General features: G+C 55.8%; 20 protein-coding genes. 11 read left to right on the top strand and 9 right to left on the bottom strand.

Translation table 11 applies throughout. From position 1 onward, the window contains the following. Genes E0765_RS09905 through E0765_RS09920 form a run of 4 tightly spaced genes read left to right on the top strand, consistent with a single transcriptional unit; the run spans position 1 to position 3,134 of the window. Complete coding sequence (locus E0765_RS09905) at positions 1-834, top strand: DUF58 domain-containing protein (RefSeq protein ID WP_132813061.1); 834 nt, start codon at positions 1-3, stop codon at positions 832-834. Further along, positions 831-1,226 (top strand): hypothetical protein, encoded by a 396-nt coding sequence (locus tag E0765_RS09910; RefSeq protein ID WP_132813062.1) that lies wholly within the window; start codon positions 831-833, stop codon positions 1,224-1,226. Before E0765_RS09905 ends, E0765_RS09910 begins: the two co-directional genes overlap by 4 nt. Next, positions 1,219-1,962 carry a hypothetical protein gene (locus E0765_RS09915; RefSeq protein WP_132813063.1) on the top strand — a complete coding sequence of 248 codons (744 nt, stop codon included), beginning with the start codon at positions 1,219-1,221 and terminating at the stop codon, positions 1,960-1,962. The genes E0765_RS09910 and E0765_RS09915 overlap by 8 nt, the downstream gene beginning before the upstream one ends. Further along, entirely contained in the window at positions 1,959-3,134 is a 1,176-nt protein-coding gene (locus E0765_RS09920) for a tetratricopeptide repeat protein (RefSeq protein WP_132813064.1), read from the top strand. Before E0765_RS09915 ends, E0765_RS09920 begins: the two co-directional genes overlap by 4 nt. Here E0765_RS09920 and E0765_RS09925 read toward each other — a convergent pair. After that, complete coding sequence (locus E0765_RS09925) at positions 3,131-3,967, bottom strand: prephenate dehydrogenase (protein WP_132813065.1); 837 nt, start codon at positions 3,965-3,967, stop codon at positions 3,131-3,133. The genes E0765_RS09920 and E0765_RS09925 overlap by 4 nt on opposite strands. Before the next feature lie 125 nt (positions 3,968-4,092). Between E0765_RS09925 and bamA the strand changes: the two genes are divergently transcribed. Then, positions 4,093-6,330 (top strand): outer membrane protein assembly factor BamA, encoded by a 2,238-nt coding sequence (gene bamA, locus E0765_RS09930; protein ID WP_255417897.1) that lies wholly within the window; start codon positions 4,093-4,095, stop codon positions 6,328-6,330. 58 nt (positions 6,331-6,388) lie between these two features. Here bamA and E0765_RS09935 read toward each other — a convergent pair whose 3' ends face one another. From E0765_RS09935 to plsY, 8 genes are all read right to left on the bottom strand, one after another. Beyond that, positions 6,389-7,339, bottom strand: a complete 951-nt coding sequence (locus tag E0765_RS09935) for a DUF808 domain-containing protein (protein ID WP_132813067.1) — start codon at positions 7,337-7,339, stop codon at positions 6,389-6,391. Between the two features lie 12 nt (positions 7,340-7,351). Next, entirely contained in the window at positions 7,352-8,815 is a 1,464-nt protein-coding gene (locus E0765_RS09940) for a Ppx/GppA phosphatase family protein (RefSeq protein WP_132813068.1), read from the bottom strand. Continuing rightward, entirely contained in the window at positions 8,816-9,070 is a 255-nt protein-coding gene (locus tag E0765_RS09945; RefSeq protein ID WP_132813069.1) for a YfhL family 4Fe-4S dicluster ferredoxin, read from the bottom strand. Positions 9,071-9,174: 104 nt separating this feature from the next. Further along, positions 9,175-10,476 (bottom strand): HAMP domain-containing sensor histidine kinase, encoded by a 1,302-nt coding sequence (locus E0765_RS09950; RefSeq protein WP_132813070.1) that lies wholly within the window; start codon positions 10,474-10,476, stop codon positions 9,175-9,177. Next, a complete protein-coding gene (gene hsrA, locus E0765_RS09955; protein WP_037949013.1) occupies positions 10,455-11,126 on the bottom strand; it encodes a homeostatic response regulator transcription factor HsrA in 672 nt (223 codons plus the stop codon). Before hsrA ends, E0765_RS09950 begins: the two co-directional genes overlap by 22 nt. Before the next feature lie 203 nt (positions 11,127-11,329). Continuing rightward, positions 11,330-11,968 (bottom strand): OmpA family protein, encoded by a 639-nt coding sequence (locus tag E0765_RS09960; RefSeq protein WP_132813071.1) that lies wholly within the window; start codon positions 11,966-11,968, stop codon positions 11,330-11,332. An 82-nt stretch (positions 11,969-12,050) separates the two neighbouring features. After that, complete coding sequence (locus E0765_RS09965; RefSeq protein ID WP_132813072.1) at positions 12,051-12,383, bottom strand: dihydroneopterin aldolase; 333 nt, start codon at positions 12,381-12,383, stop codon at positions 12,051-12,053. Next, positions 12,380-12,994, bottom strand: a complete 615-nt coding sequence (gene plsY / locus E0765_RS09970; RefSeq protein WP_132813073.1) for a glycerol-3-phosphate 1-O-acyltransferase PlsY — start codon at positions 12,992-12,994, stop codon at positions 12,380-12,382. The genes E0765_RS09965 and plsY overlap by 4 nt, the downstream gene beginning before the upstream one ends. Before the next feature lie 157 nt (positions 12,995-13,151). Here plsY and nadA point away from each other — a divergent pair, with 157 nt between their 5' ends. From nadA to E0765_RS10000, 6 genes are read left to right on the top strand one after another with little or no spacing between them, the layout of a single operon-like run. Beyond that, entirely contained in the window at positions 13,152-14,144 is a 993-nt protein-coding gene (gene nadA, locus E0765_RS09975) for a quinolinate synthase NadA (RefSeq protein WP_132813074.1), read from the top strand. Continuing rightward, entirely contained in the window at positions 14,141-14,956 is an 816-nt protein-coding gene (gene nadC, locus E0765_RS09980) for a carboxylating nicotinate-nucleotide diphosphorylase (protein ID WP_132813075.1), read from the top strand. Before nadA ends, nadC begins: the two co-directional genes overlap by 4 nt. Before the next feature lie 41 nt (positions 14,957-14,997). Continuing rightward, positions 14,998-16,059 carry a flagellar biosynthesis protein FlhB gene (flhB, locus tag E0765_RS09985; RefSeq protein WP_132813076.1) on the top strand — a complete coding sequence of 354 codons (1,062 nt, stop codon included), beginning with the start codon at positions 14,998-15,000 and terminating at the stop codon, positions 16,057-16,059. 3 nt (positions 16,060-16,062) lie between these two features. Then, entirely contained in the window at positions 16,063-17,193 is a 1,131-nt protein-coding gene (locus E0765_RS09990) for a cache domain-containing protein (protein ID WP_132813077.1), read from the top strand. Next, positions 17,190-17,843 (top strand): response regulator transcription factor, encoded by a 654-nt coding sequence (locus E0765_RS09995; protein WP_132813078.1) that lies wholly within the window; start codon positions 17,190-17,192, stop codon positions 17,841-17,843. Before E0765_RS09990 ends, E0765_RS09995 begins: the two co-directional genes overlap by 4 nt. Then, positions 17,833-18,999 carry a HAMP domain-containing sensor histidine kinase gene (locus E0765_RS10000; protein ID WP_132813079.1) on the top strand — a complete coding sequence of 389 codons (1,167 nt, stop codon included), beginning with the start codon at positions 17,833-17,835 and terminating at the stop codon, positions 18,997-18,999. The genes E0765_RS09995 and E0765_RS10000 overlap by 11 nt, the downstream gene beginning before the upstream one ends. The last annotated feature ends 61 nt before the right edge of the window (positions 19,000-19,060 follow it).

Here is a 19,060-nt window from a genome sequence, read left to right on the forward strand (position 1 = left end):
ATGAACAAAGCACAGTATATCCTCCTAAAGGCGCGCCGCCAGATCATCGGCGACCGGATCGGGAACAACCCCTCGATGTTCCGGGGGGAGGGGTACGATTTCATCGAATTGCGCGAGTACGTCCCGGGTGACGATACCCGTCACATCGACTGGAACATTACGGCTAAGATGCAGCGCCCCTACGTCAAAGTGTTCCGCGAGGAGCGCGAACTCTCCGTCGTCACCGTCGCGATGCTGGGGGGAAGCCTTTATTTCGGGAGCGGAAAATTCAAACACGACGCCGTTGCCGAAGCGGTTGCGCTGGTGGGATATTCGGCGATCGCCAACGGTGACCTGTTCACCCATATCAATTTCTCGGAGGGGCTCGACGATGAGGTGCGATCGAGCAAAAAGCCCTTCGCCGTCGCCCAGAGCGTCGAAAAGGTGATGGCCTCGGAACTGATCGGGCGGCACGCGGATTACAATGCGATGGCTTCGTCTTTGTACCGCCGGCTCAAACGCCGCAGTCTCATTGTCGTGATCGGGGATTTTTTCGAGATTCCCGATTTGCGGCTGTTGGCGAAGAAACACGAGGTGGTGGCCCTTATCGTCCGTGACCACGCCGAAGAAAAACCCGAACCGATTGGATTTTCGGCGCTGATGGACCCCGAAACGGGAGCCGTGGCAGAGGGGGATTTCAATGCCGCAAGCGTGAAGCGCTACCGCGAGAAAGTACGACTCCATGATGCGGAGCTGTTTGAACGTTTCCGTAAAGACGGGGTCCGTTTCACCAAGCTTTATACCGATGCCGCAGTGCTGGTGACGCTGCGCCGGCTGTTCGAGGGGAGACTATGAGATCGCCCGATATTCCCCTGCACGACATTGCCCCTCTGGCCGAAGTGAGTGACTACTCGCTTTATTATTTCCTGGGGCTTTTGCTCGTTGCCTCCGCACTCATCGCGGCGATCGTGCTATGGTGGATCAAACGGCGCCGAAACCGGCGTCCAGACCCGCGTAAAACGGCGCTCGAACGGCTCCGGACGGTTGATCTGAGCGATCCCAAAACGGCCGCTTACGCCATCAGTGAGATCGGCCGGATTTTTGCCGCCGACAACGAGCGGACCCGCAAAGCGTACGAGAATCTTTTCGAACGGCTCGAGCGTTACAAATACGCTCCCCGTGTCGATGCAATCGATGAGGAGACGATCGGTTACTACCGTCTCTATCTCGAGATTATCGATGCTTGAGGGAATTTCGTTTCAGTTCCCGAAGCTCGGTTTTATCCTCTTTTTCTTTTTGGCGTGCGAAGCGCTCTGCCCGCTGCGCGCCAATCCCGTCTATTTTCCCAGACCCGCACTGTTCGGCGGGGTCGAGGTAAAATTCCCGCTTTGGCTGTGGATCGCCAAATGGGCGATGATTACGTTTTTGATCATCGCCCTTATGTCTCCGGTACGCGAAAAAGAGGTGATCCCGCAAGGGGGACGGGACACCCTGCTGGTGATCGATCCTGCGGTACTCTCACCGGCGCTGAAAAAACAGGTTCGCGATTTTACGGTCCGAAGAGGGGAAGACCGCCTCGCCCTTTGGGTTCCCGCCCGCGGTGAAGTTATTATTCCCATGACCCGCGAACATTCGGTCGTTTCGGGAATTGTGAACGGATTGACGAGTGAAAAGGCCCACGGAACGGTCAGCACGCGGATCAGCCGTTTCTTTACGACCTCTTCGGAAGGAGCGGGGTGGACGGTGATCCTCTCCGATGAACCCGAATCGTTTGTCTATTCCCTGCCGGTAGGAGTTCAGAGCTCGGTGGTGCGCCCTTCCTCCGAGCCTGAGTGGGTAGAGCGGCTCGAACACGAATTTCCTCCCTACCGGATGGGCGCGGTGTACCGTTACTATGACTATTATTACGTCTATCCGCTCTTCCTCGGATTTTTGGCGATGTTGCTTTACCTCTACGGACGCAATCAGAAAGGGATGGGATGAGTCTGACTTTTTTACATCCCGAATTTTTCGCATGGATGCTCCCGCCGACGCTGGCGCTATTTTATTTTTGGCAGACCCAAAAACCGTTCGCCCTCCGGTGGCTGAGTGCTGAAGTACTCGAAAAGCTCCGTCCTCCTGCGACCACGATGGGGCTCAAAGCCCGTAACCGCCTTTTTCTGATCGCCGCGATCGCGCTGATTGCCGCAATGGCCCAGCCCGTCGCCGTCGATTCTCTACGCACGTTCGATGCCCCTTTGAAGATCGTAGTGGCAATCGAAACGGGGAACGACGATGCGACGCTGGAACGTTCCAAACGGCTCGGAAGCGACCTGATCGGAAGGCTGGCCGGAGCAGAGATCGCGATTGCGGCTTTCGATACGCGGATTTACCGGGTTTCCCCTCTTACCGACGACGTCGCGTTGCTGCGATACCTTATGGGGCATCTTCCCCGGACGGACAAGCTCTCCGATACCGGGGGGATCGGTGAAAGAATTGCCCGGAAAACGGCTTGCGATGCGGTGATCGTCGTTTCGGGCGCGTACGGTGCGAAAAACTCCGGAACGGTTCTGCATGTGAGCGATTCTTCCGATATTGCCGCGACAGAGGCGGCGCTTGAATCACTGGCCCGGGAACGAACCCTCAAAAACCACATTCCGCTCTTTTTTTATCCGCTGGGGCTGGCACTGTTGCTGATATGGATCGCCCTTTCCTCGATGAGCCCGCGCCGCAGTGTGAGCGTTGCCGCGGCGGTGACGATCCTCGGAAGCATTCCCTCCCACTCGGAAGCGGGAGTGTTCGATTTTTGGGTACTGCACGAGGCGCAGGGGGCGTATGAGAGGGGAGAATACGCCCAAAGCGCGGCGTTGTTCGAACGGTACCGGCTTAATCACGATTCGCCGCACGTGCGTTACAACATAGCCAATGCCCTCTACAAGGCGGGCCGATACCGTGAAGCGCGGCGCTGGTATGAAAGAGCGGTTTCCGGCGATCCAGTGCTGGAAGCGCGCAGACGGTTCAATCTTGAAGTGACCCGCACCCGGATCGGAGAAAGGGAAAACCCGGACAAAGCAGCGCCGAAAGAGGTGGCCCGGCAAGGCGAAACGAAACGCAACCCCTCTGGCGTCCTGGGTGAAACAGGAGGGTTTACGACCCCTCTTTATCCCCTTGACTAGGAGAAAATTTCGTAGAGCTTGTTCGCTCCCGCCATTTCCCGCCGCAACGCCGCGTAGTCTTCGTTTTTGAGCGCTTCCTTGAGCGTTTTGAGCTCGGCTTCAAACAGCTCGACCGCCTCAAGAACGTTGCCGCGGTTTTGCCGAAAGATGTCTTCCCACATTACCGGGGAGCTTTTTGCGAGTCGGCTCATCGACCGGAACCCCCCCGCGGCGAGGGCGAGGATGTTCTCTTTCTCTTCCTGCGCCAGCACCGTATTGGCCAGCGCGTAGGAGATGACGTGGGGCATATGGCTGATGAACGCGGCATGGCGGTCGTGCTGGGCGGCCCCCATCGTATGGACCTGCATCCCGATTGCGCGAAAAATCCGAAGGGCGGTATCGCGTTGCGTATCGCCGCTGTGTTCGAGGTCGCACAAGACCACCACTTTTTCCGAGTAGAGCCCTTCGAGTGCCGCGGCAGGGCCGAAGTGCTCGGTCCCCGTCATCGGGTGGGCGGCGACGAAATTACGCCGGATCGAGGGGGGGACCGCTTCGACGATCAGGGCTTTGGTACTACCCAGATCGATGAGGGTTTTGTCGGTCCCCTCCAGCTCGGTCGATTCCTGCAGCAGCGCGATGACCCCATCCACCGGGACGGCCAGGAAAATGACGTCGCAGGAACGTTTGAGCTCCTCGAAGGAAACGAACCGTTCCACGAGGCCGCGCTGCAGGGCGATGCGCTGATGTTCGCTATTGTGGTCGCTGCCGACAACGGACGAAACGAACGACAGATGTTTGAGGGCCATCGCCATCGATCCCCCCATCAGCCCCAGTCCCACAATACCTATTTTCATCGTAACCCTTTGTGCTTTAGTGGTGTCATGATACACTTCGAATGGTTAGGGAGCGTTTAATTTACCGCACATTAATTTATCGGGTGATACAATCAGAGACTTATCTTAACGCAACGGATTTCGGCTTGAAAACAATACCCCTCTCTTTGATCGTCGCAAGCGTGCTCGTACAGGCTGCGGCACACAACGTTCAATCGATCCAGTACGACGGCATGGTCCACATCTCCGAAACGGTAGCCAAGCGGCTTAACGAAGTCAAAGTGGGGGAACCTCTCGACCCTTCCGCGGTCGATAAAACGATCAAAAACTTCTACGATCAGGGATATTTCGAGGATATCTGGGTCGATGAAACGGACGGCAAGGTGACGTTTCATTTCAAAGAGAAGCCCGTCATCTCCAAAATCGAACTCAAAGGGTACAAGGAGAATGACGAAGCGGCACAAAAAGAGCTGCTTCAGATCGAAAAAGGTTCCCTGTACGACGAAAAACGGCTCGAGAATGCCAAAAAACGGATCATCGACGCGCTCAGCGGCGACGGGAAGATAGATTCGGTCGTCGAAATCGACAGCGAAAAACTCGACAACGGAAGCATGCGGGTCTCCTTTATTGTCAACGAGGGTGAAGAGATCATCATCAAGCAGGTTCGCTACGCGGGTGTCAGCGCCCTGGACAGCGACGATTTCGACAGCATGATCGCCAACAAGCAAGAGGAGTTCATGGGGTGGATGTGGGGCCGTAATGACGGGAAAATGAAACTCGCCGAACTCCAGTACGACCCTCTGCGTATCCGTGATTACTACATGCAAAACGGTTTCCTCGACGCCAAGATCGACGAGCCGTTCGTGCAGGTGGATTTCGACCATTATACCGCCCAGATGGATTACAACGTGTTTGAGGGGGACGTCTACCGCGTCAGCGACATCCTTGTCTTCCAAGACACCGCCGTGATCGATGATAAAGAGCTGCTCGATGTTATCGCGCTGGAAAAGAACAAACCGTTCAACATCAAAACCTTCCGCGAGGACGCCGATCGGATCAAAACGAAAATCGCCGACCTCGGGTACGCGTACGTGCAGGTACAGCCCGATCTGCGCAAAGACAAAGAGGCCAAAAGCGTCGACGTCGTTTACCGGATCACCCCGGGCAAAAAGGTCAAGATCCGCAACGTCATCGTTTCGGGGAACAACCGTACCCTCGACCGCGTCGTGCGTCGCGAGCTCTTCCTCGCACCCGGCGACTGGTACAACCTTACCAACCTCAAAGACTCGCGCAACGCGATCGGCCGTACCGGGTACTTCGAGAGCAACACGATCGAAGAAAAACGGGTCGACGACGAGACGATGGATCTGATCGTCCAGGCTAAAGAGGCACCTACCGGGAACATCCAGCTCGGTGGAGGATACGGCAGCTTCGGCGGTGTTCTGGTAAGCGTCGCGATCAGCGACCGCAATATCTTCGGGTCGGGGATCAACGTCGGGCTCAACCTGGAACGTTCGCAGCGTACCAGCAACTACTCGTTCAACATCTCCAACCCCCGCCTCAACGACAGCGATTTCAGCGGGAACTTCTCGATCTACGACAGTTCGACCGAATACGACAGCTACACCGTCTCCTCGACCGGTATGAGTGTCGGTACCGGGCACCGTTTCGACCGCCACTGGAGCGGCTACATGGGGTATAACTATTCGACCAACAACTACAGCGACATCGATCCGACGGTGACGACCCTCGATCCGCGTTATTACGAAAACTACGCCAAAAGCTCGGTTGTCCTCTCGGCGACGTTTGATAATACCGACGACTACTACATTCCGCGTGAAGGGGTCACCTTTTCGCAGAGTATCGAGAAAGCGGGCGTTGGCGGCGATGCCGATTTTATCAAGAGCCGGACGACGTTCGGGGCTTACCGTGGTTTGCAGAAACTGACCGATTTCGACCTGATCCTCCGGTACAAGGCGCGCTTCAACTATGTTGACGACAGCGGCTATCTTCCTCTGGGCGAAAAATTCTACATGGGGGGGATCGGATCGGTGCGCGGTTACCAGGGGTATTCGCTCTCGCCGGTCAACGGCGTCGACAGCGACGGCGATCCGTTCAAAATCGGGGGGACACAGACCTTCTCGAACAGCCTGGAGTTCAGCGTTCCGCTGGTACCCGAAGCGCGGATGCGGGCGACCGCATTTGTCGACTACGGTATGATCGGGGAAAACAGCCTCAGCGAGATCAAGCGCGGCGGTTACGGTGTGGCGCTGGAATGGTTCAGCCCGGTCGGGCCGTTGCAGCTGGTGTTTGCCAACCCGATCGGCGACAAGCCCGGTGACGACGTGACCCACTTCGAATTTACGATCGGACAGCGGTTCTAACCGCTTGATACGGCGGGGAACGATCCGTTCTCCGTTTCCCTTCTTTTAAAGCAACCGCTTAGGCTTTTTTGAACATCCCCGCAATTTTCGAAACGACGCTCACCGCTGCGAGGACTGCTCCTCCGGCAACGACGCCCGCAACGCCGTCGAGGAGAACCGGGGTTATCCATCCCAGTGCTCCCCCGATCGCGGGAACGCCTTCTACGGCATGAACGGCCCCTTCGACGAGGTGGTGGGCGGCCGGGATGCCGTGAAGAAGGATGCTTCCTCCCACAAGGAACATCGCCGCAGTACCGACGACGGTAAGGATTTTCATCAGTTTCGGGGCAAAGCTCAGCAGTCCTGCTCCGACTTTACGTTGGAGGGCTCCCCGTTTCCCTTCGGGGGCGTTTTGGAGAAGGTGTAGCCCCGCATCGTCCATCTTGACGATAGCGGCGACAAAACCGTAAACCCCAACGGTCATCGCCAGCGCGATCCCCGAAACGACCATCGTCTGGGTCATGATGTCTTTATCGGCGACGGTTCCCAGCGCGATCACGATGATTTCGGCAGAGAGGATGAAATCGGTCCGGATCGCCCCTTCAATTTTTTCTTTTTCAAACGCCTCGAGATCGACGTCGGGATTGTGGAACGCTTCGATCAGCTCACGGCCGTGATCTTCCTCTTCTTTGGCATGGAGGAAGGGGTGGGCGATTTTCTCGAAACCCTCGTAACACAGGTAGGCACCCCCCACCATCAGGATCGGGGTGATCGACCACGGCGCGAAAGCGCTGAGCCCGAGTGCGGCGGGTACGAGGATCACTTTGTTTTTGAAAGATCCTTTGGCGACGCCCCATACGACGGGGAGTTCGCGTTCGGCACGGATCCCCGAGACCTGCTGGGCGTTGAGGGCGAGATCGTCGCCGAGGACTCCGGCCGTTTTTTTGGCGGCGACTTTGCTCATCGCCGCGACGTCGTCGAGGAGGAGGGTAATGTCGTCGATCAGGATTAAGAGGCTGCTTCCGGCCATGGTCGGATTCCTTTATGGAGTGATTTGAAGGGTGATGTTTTTGGGCAGGGCGATGTTCTTAGCCTGCTCGGCGGCCAGATAAAGCCCCCTGCCGCGAACGATCAGGGTATTTTGATCGTATTCGAATACGATCTCTTCACCCCGCCCGCGGGCGGCGAGCAGAATATGCGACAGCCAGAGAATGGCATAGAGGGCATCAAGTTCCGCTGCGCCGGGGAGGAGTTTGTCATAGCCGTTCTTGGGGAGAAGCTCGGAAGAGGAATGCCCTTTTTTGAACAGCTGCAGATGGGCGATCAATGCGATCTGCTCGTGGCTGAGGCCGTAATCGAGGGCATTGAGAACCAGGTAATGGCTGTGGCGCTGATAGGCGTAGTAGCGTACTCCAAGCCCTACGGGGAGCAGTTTGGCCGCCATCACGAGTTCGCTCCGCCAGCGCCCCCGCAATCCGAGGGTTTCACCCAAAAGATCGTAGAGGCGCCCTGAGAGACGGGCGCACCGCTCGCCGTGATCGCTGTGCCCGGCATAGGTATCGAGCAGATAACGCAGGCTCGGGTTGTAATTGGCGGGGAACATTCCGCCGCTGTTGCGCAGCAGATCCGCGAGGTAGACCCCCTCGCGCACCCCGACCCCGCTGCAGACGAGCGAGGAGGTTTTGAGATGGCGGACGATCCGTTGCAGGATCAGTGCTCCGGGCTTGATCGTATCGAAGCGGTCGGGTTTGATCCAGAGGGCCTTGAGCTTTTTGGGACTCGCGTCGAGGACTTCGTCGCAGTAGGCAGTGAACGCTTCTGCATCCGTCGTGTAGGCGTGGAGTTTTTTAAGCGGATAGTTTTCCTGTTTCATCATCGCGCGGGTAATGGCGCGGTAGGTCCCCCCGATTCCGATGAGGACGTCGGCATCCATCGCCGGGAGGGAAGCGAGGGCCTCGTCGATGTGGCGGATCGCCCCTTTAAGGTCCCCTTTGTCCAAAAACAGCTCTTTGAGCCGGACGGTACCGAGGTTGAGAGAACACAGGGAGTGGACTTTCCCCTCTTTGAGGAGGGCGAATTCGCTTGATCCGCCTCCAACGTCGACCGTTACCGCGTCAAGGCGGGGGAGGAGGTTGGCACAGGCGAGGGCGCCGTAATAAGCCTCTTTGTCGCCGTCGATCACTTTGATCGAGAGGCCGAGTTCTCGGCGGATGCGGCGTATGAAAACGTCGGAATTGGGGGCGTCGCGGAGCGCGGAGGTGGCGACGCAGAGGATTTTACGGGCTCCGAATGAGGCCGCTACGGCAAGAAACTCTCCGAGTGCCCTGGCGGTACGCTCCATCGGCACGTCCTGGAGGTATCCGTCGTTTTTATAAGCGTTTTCGCTCAGGCGGACGGAACTTTTGACTTCGTGAATGATATGAAACGCAAAACGGCTCGTCTTTTGAAAGACCGCCATCCGCATCGAATTGCTTCCGATGTCGATAACGGCGGTGCATTTGGCCATTTACTGCATTTCCTCCATTAGCTGCTGGTGTTTGTAGAGGAGTTCCTGCATCGTTTCGACGTTGTCTTTGTCCGGAACGATACAGTCGACGGGACATACGGCGATACATGCGGGCTCGTCATACGTACCGACACACTCGGTGCAGCGGTCGGGATCGATGATATAGATAGGGTCTCCCTCTTCAATCGCTTCCATGGGGCACTCTTCGCGGCAGGCATCGCACGCGATACATTCATCGATAATCATTAGTGGCATCGTATAAACCTCGATTTTTTTCGTTGATGCGCGATTTATAGCGAAACGAACCTTTAAGTTTATTGATTTATCGCGCCCGGTTCCCCGGACGCAAGATTTCGGGGTTAGCGCTGGGGGAGAAGACAGCAGAGTTTGGAGGGGAGAACGAGACGGGCGAGCGTCCCGTCGATGCCGTCGGTACGGTTGGAAAGACTTATCTGTGCCCCGATCGCTTCGGCGGCGCTTTTGGCCAGGAACAGCCCAAGGCCGACGCCCGATTTATTCCCCTGGCGTATGAACGGGGCGAAGAGGTCGACGCTTTCGTCGATGCCGCACCCCTCGTCGAGCACTTCGATGACGATATCGGCACCGTTCAGGTAGCTTTGAAACAGGATCGTTTTCCCCTCAGGGGTGAATTTCAGGGCGTTCTGAAGAAAATTCTGGAGAATCTGGTTGAGAAGCGTCACCTGCAGCACGGCGATAAAGGCGTCGGGTTCGAAACGGGAGAGGAGTTTTTTGTTTTCGCTCTGGGCGAGCAGCGAGAAGTCCCCTTCCCATTTCCGGAGGATCGCGATGATATCGGCTTCGGCGGGAGCTTCGAGCTGGGCCCCCTCCTGACGTCCGATGTTGAGGATGTTGGCGACGATGCGGTTCATGTCGTCGACGCTTTGGTTGGTCACCTTGATCGCTTCGATGTACTCTTCAGGCGTCCGTTTTTTGAGAAGGGTCACCTGGTTTTTGAGTTTTATGACCGCCAGCGGCGTTTTAAGCTCGTGCGCGGCACCGATAAAAAGCTCTTTTTGGTATTTGACGAAGTTCTGGATCCGTCCCATGAGGCGGTTGAGGGTTTCCCCCAGCGGTTCGAACTCGTCGGGAAGCTGCTCGACCTTGATGGGACGGATGAGATGCTCGTTCATGTTGGCAAGACGCCGACTGAGGCTGCTGATCGGGGCAATCAGCATTTTGGAGAAGGCGATGGCGTAGAGAATGATGACGACGAAGCCGACGGCGTTGATCAGGAAGATCGAATTGAGAATTTTGCGCAGCAGCCGTTTGGTCGGGGTGATGTCACGGCTGATTTTGAGATAGGAGGATTTCGCAAAATCGAACGGGTAGATCAGGGTCAGGCTCGTCGTTTTATCGTGGTGGGTCGTTTCGTGAAACTCCAGGTACTCTTCGTTGGGGTTGAGCGTGATGAGCTCCACCGACAGCCCCATAAGGGTATCGGCATTCCCCTGCTGCGACGAGAGAAGCGAACGGTACGAGGAGATATTTTCAGCATACCCGATCAGTTCGGCCTGCTTTTCGTCGTAAATGGATTGCTTGATAAAAAGGTATAAAAAGGAGGAGAAAAGGAGCACCAGTGCCGCCGAAGCGACAATGAGCTGAAAGAGAAAGCGTCGTCTTATGCTTCTTTTGGAAAACAAAAGCGGTATCCTCTGCGGCGGACCGTCTCGATGGTGGTGATCCCCAGCGGTTTGTCCATTTTCTGGCGGATCTGGTTGATCGCGACCTCGATGACGTTGGGGGTGACCAGTTCGGGCTCTTCCCAGATGGCGTCGAGGAGCTGCTCTTTGGAGACGATCTGATCGCGGTGGCGTGCGAGGTGGGTGAGGACTTCGAACGGCTTACCCTTGAGCTCGATCTCTTTTTCTTTGTAGATGATTTTTTCTTCTTCAGGGTTGATGGTGAGGTCGTCGATCTCGATGATGTTGCTTCCGCCGAAACGCAGGCGCGCTTCGATACGGGCGACGAGAACGTCGAAATCGAAAGGTTTGCGGATATAGTCGTCGGCACCGGCGCGGAGCGCTTCGATTTCGCTTTCGTTGTCGTCACGGGCCGAGAGGACGACGATGACCGTTTTGGGGGTATTGGTTTTGATGTCGGGGATGATATCGACGCTGTTGCCATCAGGCAGCATCCAGTCCATCAGAATCAGGTCGTAGTTGCGGATATCGAGGTAATACTCACCGTCTTTGAGAGTCTCTACGACGTCGCTTTGGTAACCGAACTCTTTGAGCCCTTCGGCCAAAGTTTTGTTGAGGGTTACTTCATCTTCAATGATCAGAATACGCATTCACGTTCCTCGGTGCGGAAATTTTCCGAAATGATACCACACTTTTAGAAATTTTTAAACTTTTTTTCAATTTTTTTTAAAAAAACTTTTTCGGCTATTGTCGCAGAAGCGCTCAAACGCCCTGTTCAAGAGATTCGTGAAGGAGTCAATACAACCGATCTTCCCCTTGCGGGGAAAGGCTCAGTGCCCATCGGCGTTCAAAATTATTTAGAAGGGTTTGGAATGATGATGATTTCGACGCGGCGGTTCGCTTCACGCCCCGCGGGGGTGTCGTTCGAAACGGCCGGCATGCTTTCGCCGTATCCGACCGCGCGCATCCGATCCGAGGCGACCCCGCGCTGCATCAGCGCCGAGCTCACGCTTTGCGCGCGCAGCTGCGAGAGGGTGAGATTGGCGGCGTTGTCTCCGACGTTGTCGGTATGCCCCTGCACTTCGATTTTCGTTTCGGGGTATTTGACCATGACCGCGGCGATATCGTTAAGTACGGGGTTGAATGCCGGTTTGATGTTGGCTTTTCCGCTGTCGAAGGTGATGTTGCCCGGCATGCTCAGGCTGAGCGTGTCGCCGTTGCGTTCGACGGAGACGCCGCTCCCTTTGAGCTCTTTTTTCAGCTCTTCTTCCTGTTTATCCATATAATAGCCGATTCCTCCGCCGACGGCGGCTCCCAGCGCGCCTCCGATCAGGACGCGTTTGGCACTGTGATCTCCCGTCGCGGCACCCGCCGCGGCACCCGCAAGCCCTCCGAGTATGGCTCCGGTCTGGGTTTTGGAGAGGCCCGTATCGGTGCCCGCACATCCCATCAGCAGTGCAGCGGCCGCACCCGCGGCAATAATGTTTTTCATTGGGTTTCCCTCCGTTTGGTCGATAAATAATATGGGGCTATTATACCAACCCGATAACTAAGGGACGGTTAACCGCGAAGGATTAATCGGTAAACGTAAAACGGCGGCTGATGCCGACGGTGCAGTGGGGGAGGATATCGGGTTTACGGATCGTCAGTTCCATCGTTTCGATGAGGCCGAACCGTTCGTGCAGCGTTGCACCAAGAGTTTCGAGCGCCGTTTCGATGAGATCGAACTGCATTTTTTGCATCGTGTCGACGATGTGGCCGGCGACTTCGGCATAGTTGATAAAACGCCCATCGGCGTAGGTATAATCGATACAGCACTCAACCCGCACACGCTGGGGCGTTGTCCGCTCGTGCGGCAGTATGCCGAGGATCGTCTCGAACGTCAAATCCTCGATGAGGATTCTCATACTACCCGCTTCTCTTCCCCTTTGACCAGGCGGACGAAGTTGGGGATGTGTTTGTAAAACAGGATGAACGCGACAACCAGGACCGGAGCGTGAAACATTTGCGGATGGAGAACGAAAGACGCGACGACCAGCGCAAGCAGCCCCGTCATCGACGAGAGCGACGAAATGCGGATCGTTTTGGCCGCGATCAACCACACGACCAGCGCAATGGCTGTTTCAACAGGGAGCATGACTGCCATGACCCCCATCCCGGTTGCGACCCCTTTGCCCCCCTCGAACCACAGGTACGGGCTGTAGCAGTGCCCGAGCACCGCGAGGACGGCGATGAACCACTGGGCACTTTCGGAAAGTCCCGCGTACTGTGCGGCGAAGAGGACGGCCATCCCTTTGAGGGCATCGAGCGCCAGCGTCGCCGCGCCGAGTTTTTTGGCCAACGAGGGGTTGGTCTCTTTGACGACGCGCAGGACGTTCGTCGCACCGATGCTCTGCGATCCCGCTTCCTTGACGTTGACGCCGGCGAAGACCTTGGCCAGGATCAGCCCGAAGGGGATCCCTCCGATCAGGTAGGCCGCCAGGTAAAACTGGACATTGAGGTTATAGAGAAAATCCATGATATCCTTTCACTACGGGGTGAGTAAGAGTGTCATTATAGTGTACCATTCGTTACATTGAACTAAAAATGAGTGGCATTTACGTAACACTTTAACATGGGTGCAACGGCGAGTTCGTTATAATATCCCCTTTACCGTTGAATGAAGGATTAGAGGTTTGACTACCGAAGAACTGAAAGCAAAAATTATCGACCTGAAAAAACGCCTCAGCGTGACCGTCGTCGCCCATTACTACCAGCGCGACGAAGTGTTCGAGATGGGGGACATAACCGGCGATTCGCTCGAACTTGCCAAACGTACGATGGCCGATGATAAGGAATTCGTCGTTTTCTGCGGTGTCGGGTTCATGGGGCAGAGCGTCAAGATCCTCAGTCCCGAAAAACGGGTTGTCATGCCCAAAGTCGCCTGCTGTGCGATGGCAAAAATGATCGACGGGCTTTATTACGACCAGTCGATCCAAAAGCTCGAAGATGCGGGGATCAAGGCGGAGGAGATCCTGCCGATCACCTACATCAATTCCGATGCGAGCGTCAAGGCGCGCGTCGGCAAAATGGGCGGAATGGTGTGTACCAGCTCCAATGCCAAAACGATCATCACCAAGGCACTCGCGGAGGGGAAAAAGATCCTCTTCGTCCCCGACCGCTGCCTGGGGCAGAATATCGCGCGCCAGATGGGGCTCAAATCGTGCGTCATCGGGGACGGGAGCGATCCCAAAGAAGCCGACATCATCTGCTACGACGGTTTTTGTTCGGTCCATCAGCTCTTTACCCCCGACGACGTCGATTTTTTCCGCGCCAAATATCCCGGCATCCTGATCGCCGTCCACCCCGAGTGTGATCCCGCCGTCTGCGAGAAGGCCGATTTCGTGGGTTCGACGTCGCAGCTGATCAAATACATCACCGAGCTTCCCGCGGAGCAGAAAGTGGCGGTGGGGACCGAATTTAACATGGTCAACCGCCTGCGTCCCGAAAACACCTACGTCCTTTCATCCACGAAGCCAGAGTGCCCGACGATGAACGAAACGACGCTCGAAGACCTCTACAACGCCCTCAAAGCGATCGAAGAGGGGCACCCGATCAACGAGATCGAAGTGGACGAGGATACGGCATACTGGGCAAAAGTCGCCCTCGAGAGGATGATGGCGCTATGATCGAACAATTCATCCGCGAAGTGCTGGCCGAAGACGTCGGACGCGGCGACCTTTACGCCCGCGTTTCGGCGCCCGTTCCCGCAAGCGCGAAAATCATCGCCAAAAGCGATGGGGTGCTGGCGGGCGAAGAGTATCTCCGGGTTCTTGCAAAGATGGAAAATTTCACGCTGACGTGGCATGTGCACGACGGCGAACGTTTCGTCAAAGGGGACGTGCTGATGGAGCTTTCGGGAGATTCGCATACGCTGCTGCGGATTGAGCGGACTTTGCTGAATATGCTGCTGCATGCCAGCTCGATCGCAACGCTGACGCGGAGGTACGTCGATCTCATCGCCCCCTACGGGACCAAACTCCTCGATACCCGCAAAACCCGGCCGCTGCTGCGCAATTTTGAAAAATACGCCACCCGCATCGGCGGGGCGACGAATCACCGGATGGGGCTGGATGATGCGCTGATGCTCAAAGATACCCATCTCAAGACGATTTCCGACCTCGAAGGCTTTATGGCCGAAGCGCGCCGAAAGATCCCCTTCACCTCCAAAATCGAGATCGAAGCCGAAGATGCGGATATGGCCAAGCGGGCGATGGCGGCGGGAGCCGATATCGTCATGTGCGACAACATGACGCCCGAGGCGTTGGCCGCAATCGTCGCGTACAAACGCGAAAACCATCCGGGCGTATTGCTCGAAGCGAGCGGGAACATATCGCTTGAGACGATCGAGGGCTATGCCAAAACCGGAGTCGATGCGATCAGTACGGGATCGCTCATCCATCAGGCCGCCTGGATCGACCTGTCGATGAAAATGGATTGAGCCTCCGGCAAAGGGGCAGTTAAAAGCGGGAGGGACAGGTCATGGCAGACGATATGGAAAAAACCGAAGATCCCACCGCCAAGAAACTCTCCGATGCCCGTGCCGAAGGGAACGTCGCCAAAAGTCAGGATATCGTCGGCGTCGTCGCGTTGTTCATGGCGATCCTCGGATTGCTGATGATGTTCAACTTCATCGCCGAACGGGTGCTCGACCTTTCCCGTTATTACCTATCGCTGATGACGCGTGAAATCGACCGGGAACTGCTCATGGACATGGCGGTGGTCACGTTTCGCGAATTTTTGATCATGGCGCTTCCGATCAGCCTGATCGTGGCGATCGCCGGGGTTGCGGGGAACGTGATCCAGATCGGATTCAATTTCACCACCAAACCGCTGATCCCCAATTTCTCCAAGCTCGACCCGATCAAGGGGTTTGCCAACCTGATCACCCTTCATAAGTTGATGGAATCGGTCAAGATTACCCTTAAATCGCTGACCGCGATGGGGATCGGGTTTGTGTTTTTCTGGTACTACATCCAAGAACTCCCCACCGTAGCCCTCTTTTCGCTGGGCGACCAGCTCTCCTGGCTGCGGGACAAAGCGATCGTTCTTGCATCGGTGATGCTGATCATCATATTCGTCTACGCGATCGTCGATTTGTTCCTGACCCGCAAGCAGTACTTCGACAAACTCAAAATGTCGAAGCAGGAGGTCAAAGACGAGATGAAAAACATGGAAGGGGATCCGCACGTCAAGGCCAAAATCCGCCAGATCCAGTTCCAGGCGGCGCGCAAGCGGATGATGGCCGCCGTCCCCACCGCCGACGTCGTCATCACCAACCCGACCCACTACGCCGTCGCGATCGTTTACGACGAAACCAAACACCACGCCCCCGTCGTCGTCGCCAAAGGGGTCGATAACATCGCGATCCAGATCAAAAAAATCGCCCGCGAAAACGGGGTCCACATCGTTCAGAACCCGCCGCTGGCACGGTCGCTTTACAAAGAGGTCGATATCGACCGTCCGATCCCCGAAATGCTGTTTGCCGCGGTGGCCGAAGTGCTGGCATACGTCTACAAAATGGGCAAGAAGCGGAAGGTGTAGCGCATGATGGACAAAATCCTTCGCCTCGTTGCCGACAAAAGGGTTATCGCCGCCGTCTTTTTGGCGATCATGGTCGCTTTGGGCGGGGTATTTTGGTACCTGGAGAAAAAAGTGACGTCACAGACGCTCGAGCGCCTGAGCGATCAACTCTCGCTCGCCCTCGAAAACCAGCTCGAAAAAGAGCGCTCCTCGGCGCTCCGGTACGCGCTGATACTCAGCCAGAATACGGCACTGAGCGATGCATTGGATCGAGAAGACGAAGACCGGGGATTCGAGATCCTCTCGGAGGTGATGGAGTCGATCAAGCTCTACACCGACGCGCTGATCCGCTCGCAGGTCATCACCGCCGATTACGTCATTTTCGCCCGCAGCTGGGACAACTCGTACGCGGGGATGCCGCTAGATTTCCACCGTCCCGATCTGCTTTATTTCCAAAACCACAAAAAGCCCCGTTCGGCCATCGAGGTAGGGAGAAAACTGGGGGTCAAGGCGACGGTTCCCGTGTATCGCGATCAGAAGATGATCGGGTTTGTGGAGGTGGTGTCGTTTTTCGAAACGACCGAAGAGTATTTCGAACGGCTGGGGATCGACCTCTACATCCTGATGGAAGACCGTTTTTTCAATACCGCCGTGTTCATGCAGGAAAATCCCGCCATCGGCAAAGAGTACATTCTCGCCAATCCCAAATATACCCAAAGCGATCTGAAGCTCCTCGAAGGGGTCGATTTCAAGACGCTTCGCCATGCCCGGGTCCTCTACAGCGGGGGACGCTACCTGTTTTACGAACCGATGAAAAACGGTTCGGGAGAGACGATCGGGGCGTTTGTCTTTTCGCTCACCCCCAAGCAGATTTCGACCTATGCCCACTCGGACGAGGAAGATATATCGTTTCTGATCCATCTTACCCGTAACGAGCTCTACGACGTCGTGACGAAAAAGACGTTTGACAACGCGCAGTTCCAGAGCAGTTACGACAAGGAGCTGCTCTACCTCAAAGACGTGGTCCCCGCCGAAGACCGGGAACTGTTTTTGGAGGAGGCCAGAGAACGGCTGAACGCCTATTCCAAAGAGGAATTGATCGGGATTATGCTCGATTACAAAGTGAGTAAAGAGATCAAAGGAGAGATACGATGAAAGTGTTGCTGCTCGAAGACGAATACATGCTGCGCGTCAGCATTACCGAATTTCTCGAAGAGATGGGCTTCGAAGTCGACGGCTTCGCCAACGGCGAAAAAGCGTACGACGCGATTTACGAGACCCATTACGACCTGTATCTGCTCGACGTCAACGTTCCCGGGATCGACGGGTTCTCGCTGCTGCGGACACTGCGCAAAGAGGGGAACAAGACCCCGGCGATTTTCCTCACCTCGATGGTCAACGTCTCGGATTTGCAGGAGGGGTACAAATCGGGGTGCTGCGATTACATCCGCAAGCCGTTCGATCTGACCGAATTGCAGCTGCGGATCATGCACGCGCTGAAAAGTTTTTACCATCAGGGGGAAAACGTCATCGATTTCGGCGGCGGTCTGGTGTACGACACCGAAAGTTTCACCCTGACCCACAACGGCGAGAGCATCGCCCTCTCAAAAACCGAGAAGGAGATATTTTCGGTGCTCCTCAAGCATACCAACCAGGTCGTCTCGGTCGAAACGTTCCAGGACGAAATCTGGGGGGAATACGTCGATCCCGCCAACATTCGCGTCCAGATCAACAACCTGCGCAAAAAACTGCCGCTCGACATCATCCAAAACCGTCGCGGGCTGGGGTACATCCTTGAGCGATAGCCGTTACGCGATCAAAAACGCATTCTTGTATACGATGCTCGTGGCGGTATTGCTGCTGATACCGACCTATGTTTACGTCACCTACATGAAATACGTCCACGAAATCCAGTACGAGCACAAGCTAAAACGCCAGTCCCACCTGATTCTGCGGGCGATGGAGGAATTCGATCCCAAGGAACAGAGCGTTTTTGAATATCCCCGCTTCCGCTCGTTTGAATCGGGGCTTTACGACGTTCACTTCAACCCGATTTTCACCCTCATCAAAACGCCCATCGAATTCCAGGAGGCGGGGTACCATATACGGGAAGGATACGCTTACCTGATTGTCCCCCTCCCGGAACGGCGCTATTTCGATGCGACGTATCTAGTCTTGCGGGGTGAACTCTCCTACGTCCATATTTACCAGGACGTCGTGATGATCCTGTTCTCTATCGCCGCGCTCATTTTCGTCCTGTCGCTCTTTTTTCTCGACCGCTTCGCCCTGCCGTTTCAGAGGCTGAACGAACGGCTGGACCGTTTCATCAAAGATTCGATGCACGAGATCAACACCCCGCTGGCCATCATCAACGTCAACATCGACCTCTATAACCGTTCGAACCCGCCGAACAAATACCTCCAGCGGATCAAGGCGGCGACGAAAACGCTCGCCACGCTCTACAACGACATGGATTACCTGATCAAGAACGAACGTCTCTCCTTCGACTACGACATGATCGATCTGAGCGGTTATCTCAAAGAACGGTGCGATTATTTCGTCGAAGTGGCGGCGCTCAAAAACCTTACCATCGTCCCCCGCATCGAAGAGGGGGTACGGATTTTTTTCAATCCGACCCAGTTGCAGCGGATCATCGATAACAATCTCTCCAATGCGATCAAGTATTCCCACGAGGGGGGAACGATCGAAGTGATCCTGGAACGGACGGGCGAGGGGTGTGCGATGCGTTTCCGCGACGAAGGGATCGGTATCGAAGACGTGGACCGGATTTTCGAACGCTACTACCGTGAGAACAAGGACAAGGGGGGATTCGGTATCGGGCTCAACATCGTCAAATCGATCGTCGACAAAGCCGGCATCGAGCTCTCCATCGATTCGGTCTACGGAAAAGGGAGTACCTTTTCGTACCTTTTTTTCTCTCCTCTTTATCTGCCGGAGTGATTTTTCCGTTTTTTTACACAAATTTTACACAGCTGCTTTACAATGCTCCTCGAACATACAA

Origin of the sequence: Sulfuricurvum sp. IAE1 (assembly GCF_004347735.1) — a bacterium.
Taxonomy (GTDB): domain Bacteria; phylum Campylobacterota; class Campylobacteria; order Campylobacterales; family Sulfurimonadaceae; genus Sulfuricurvum.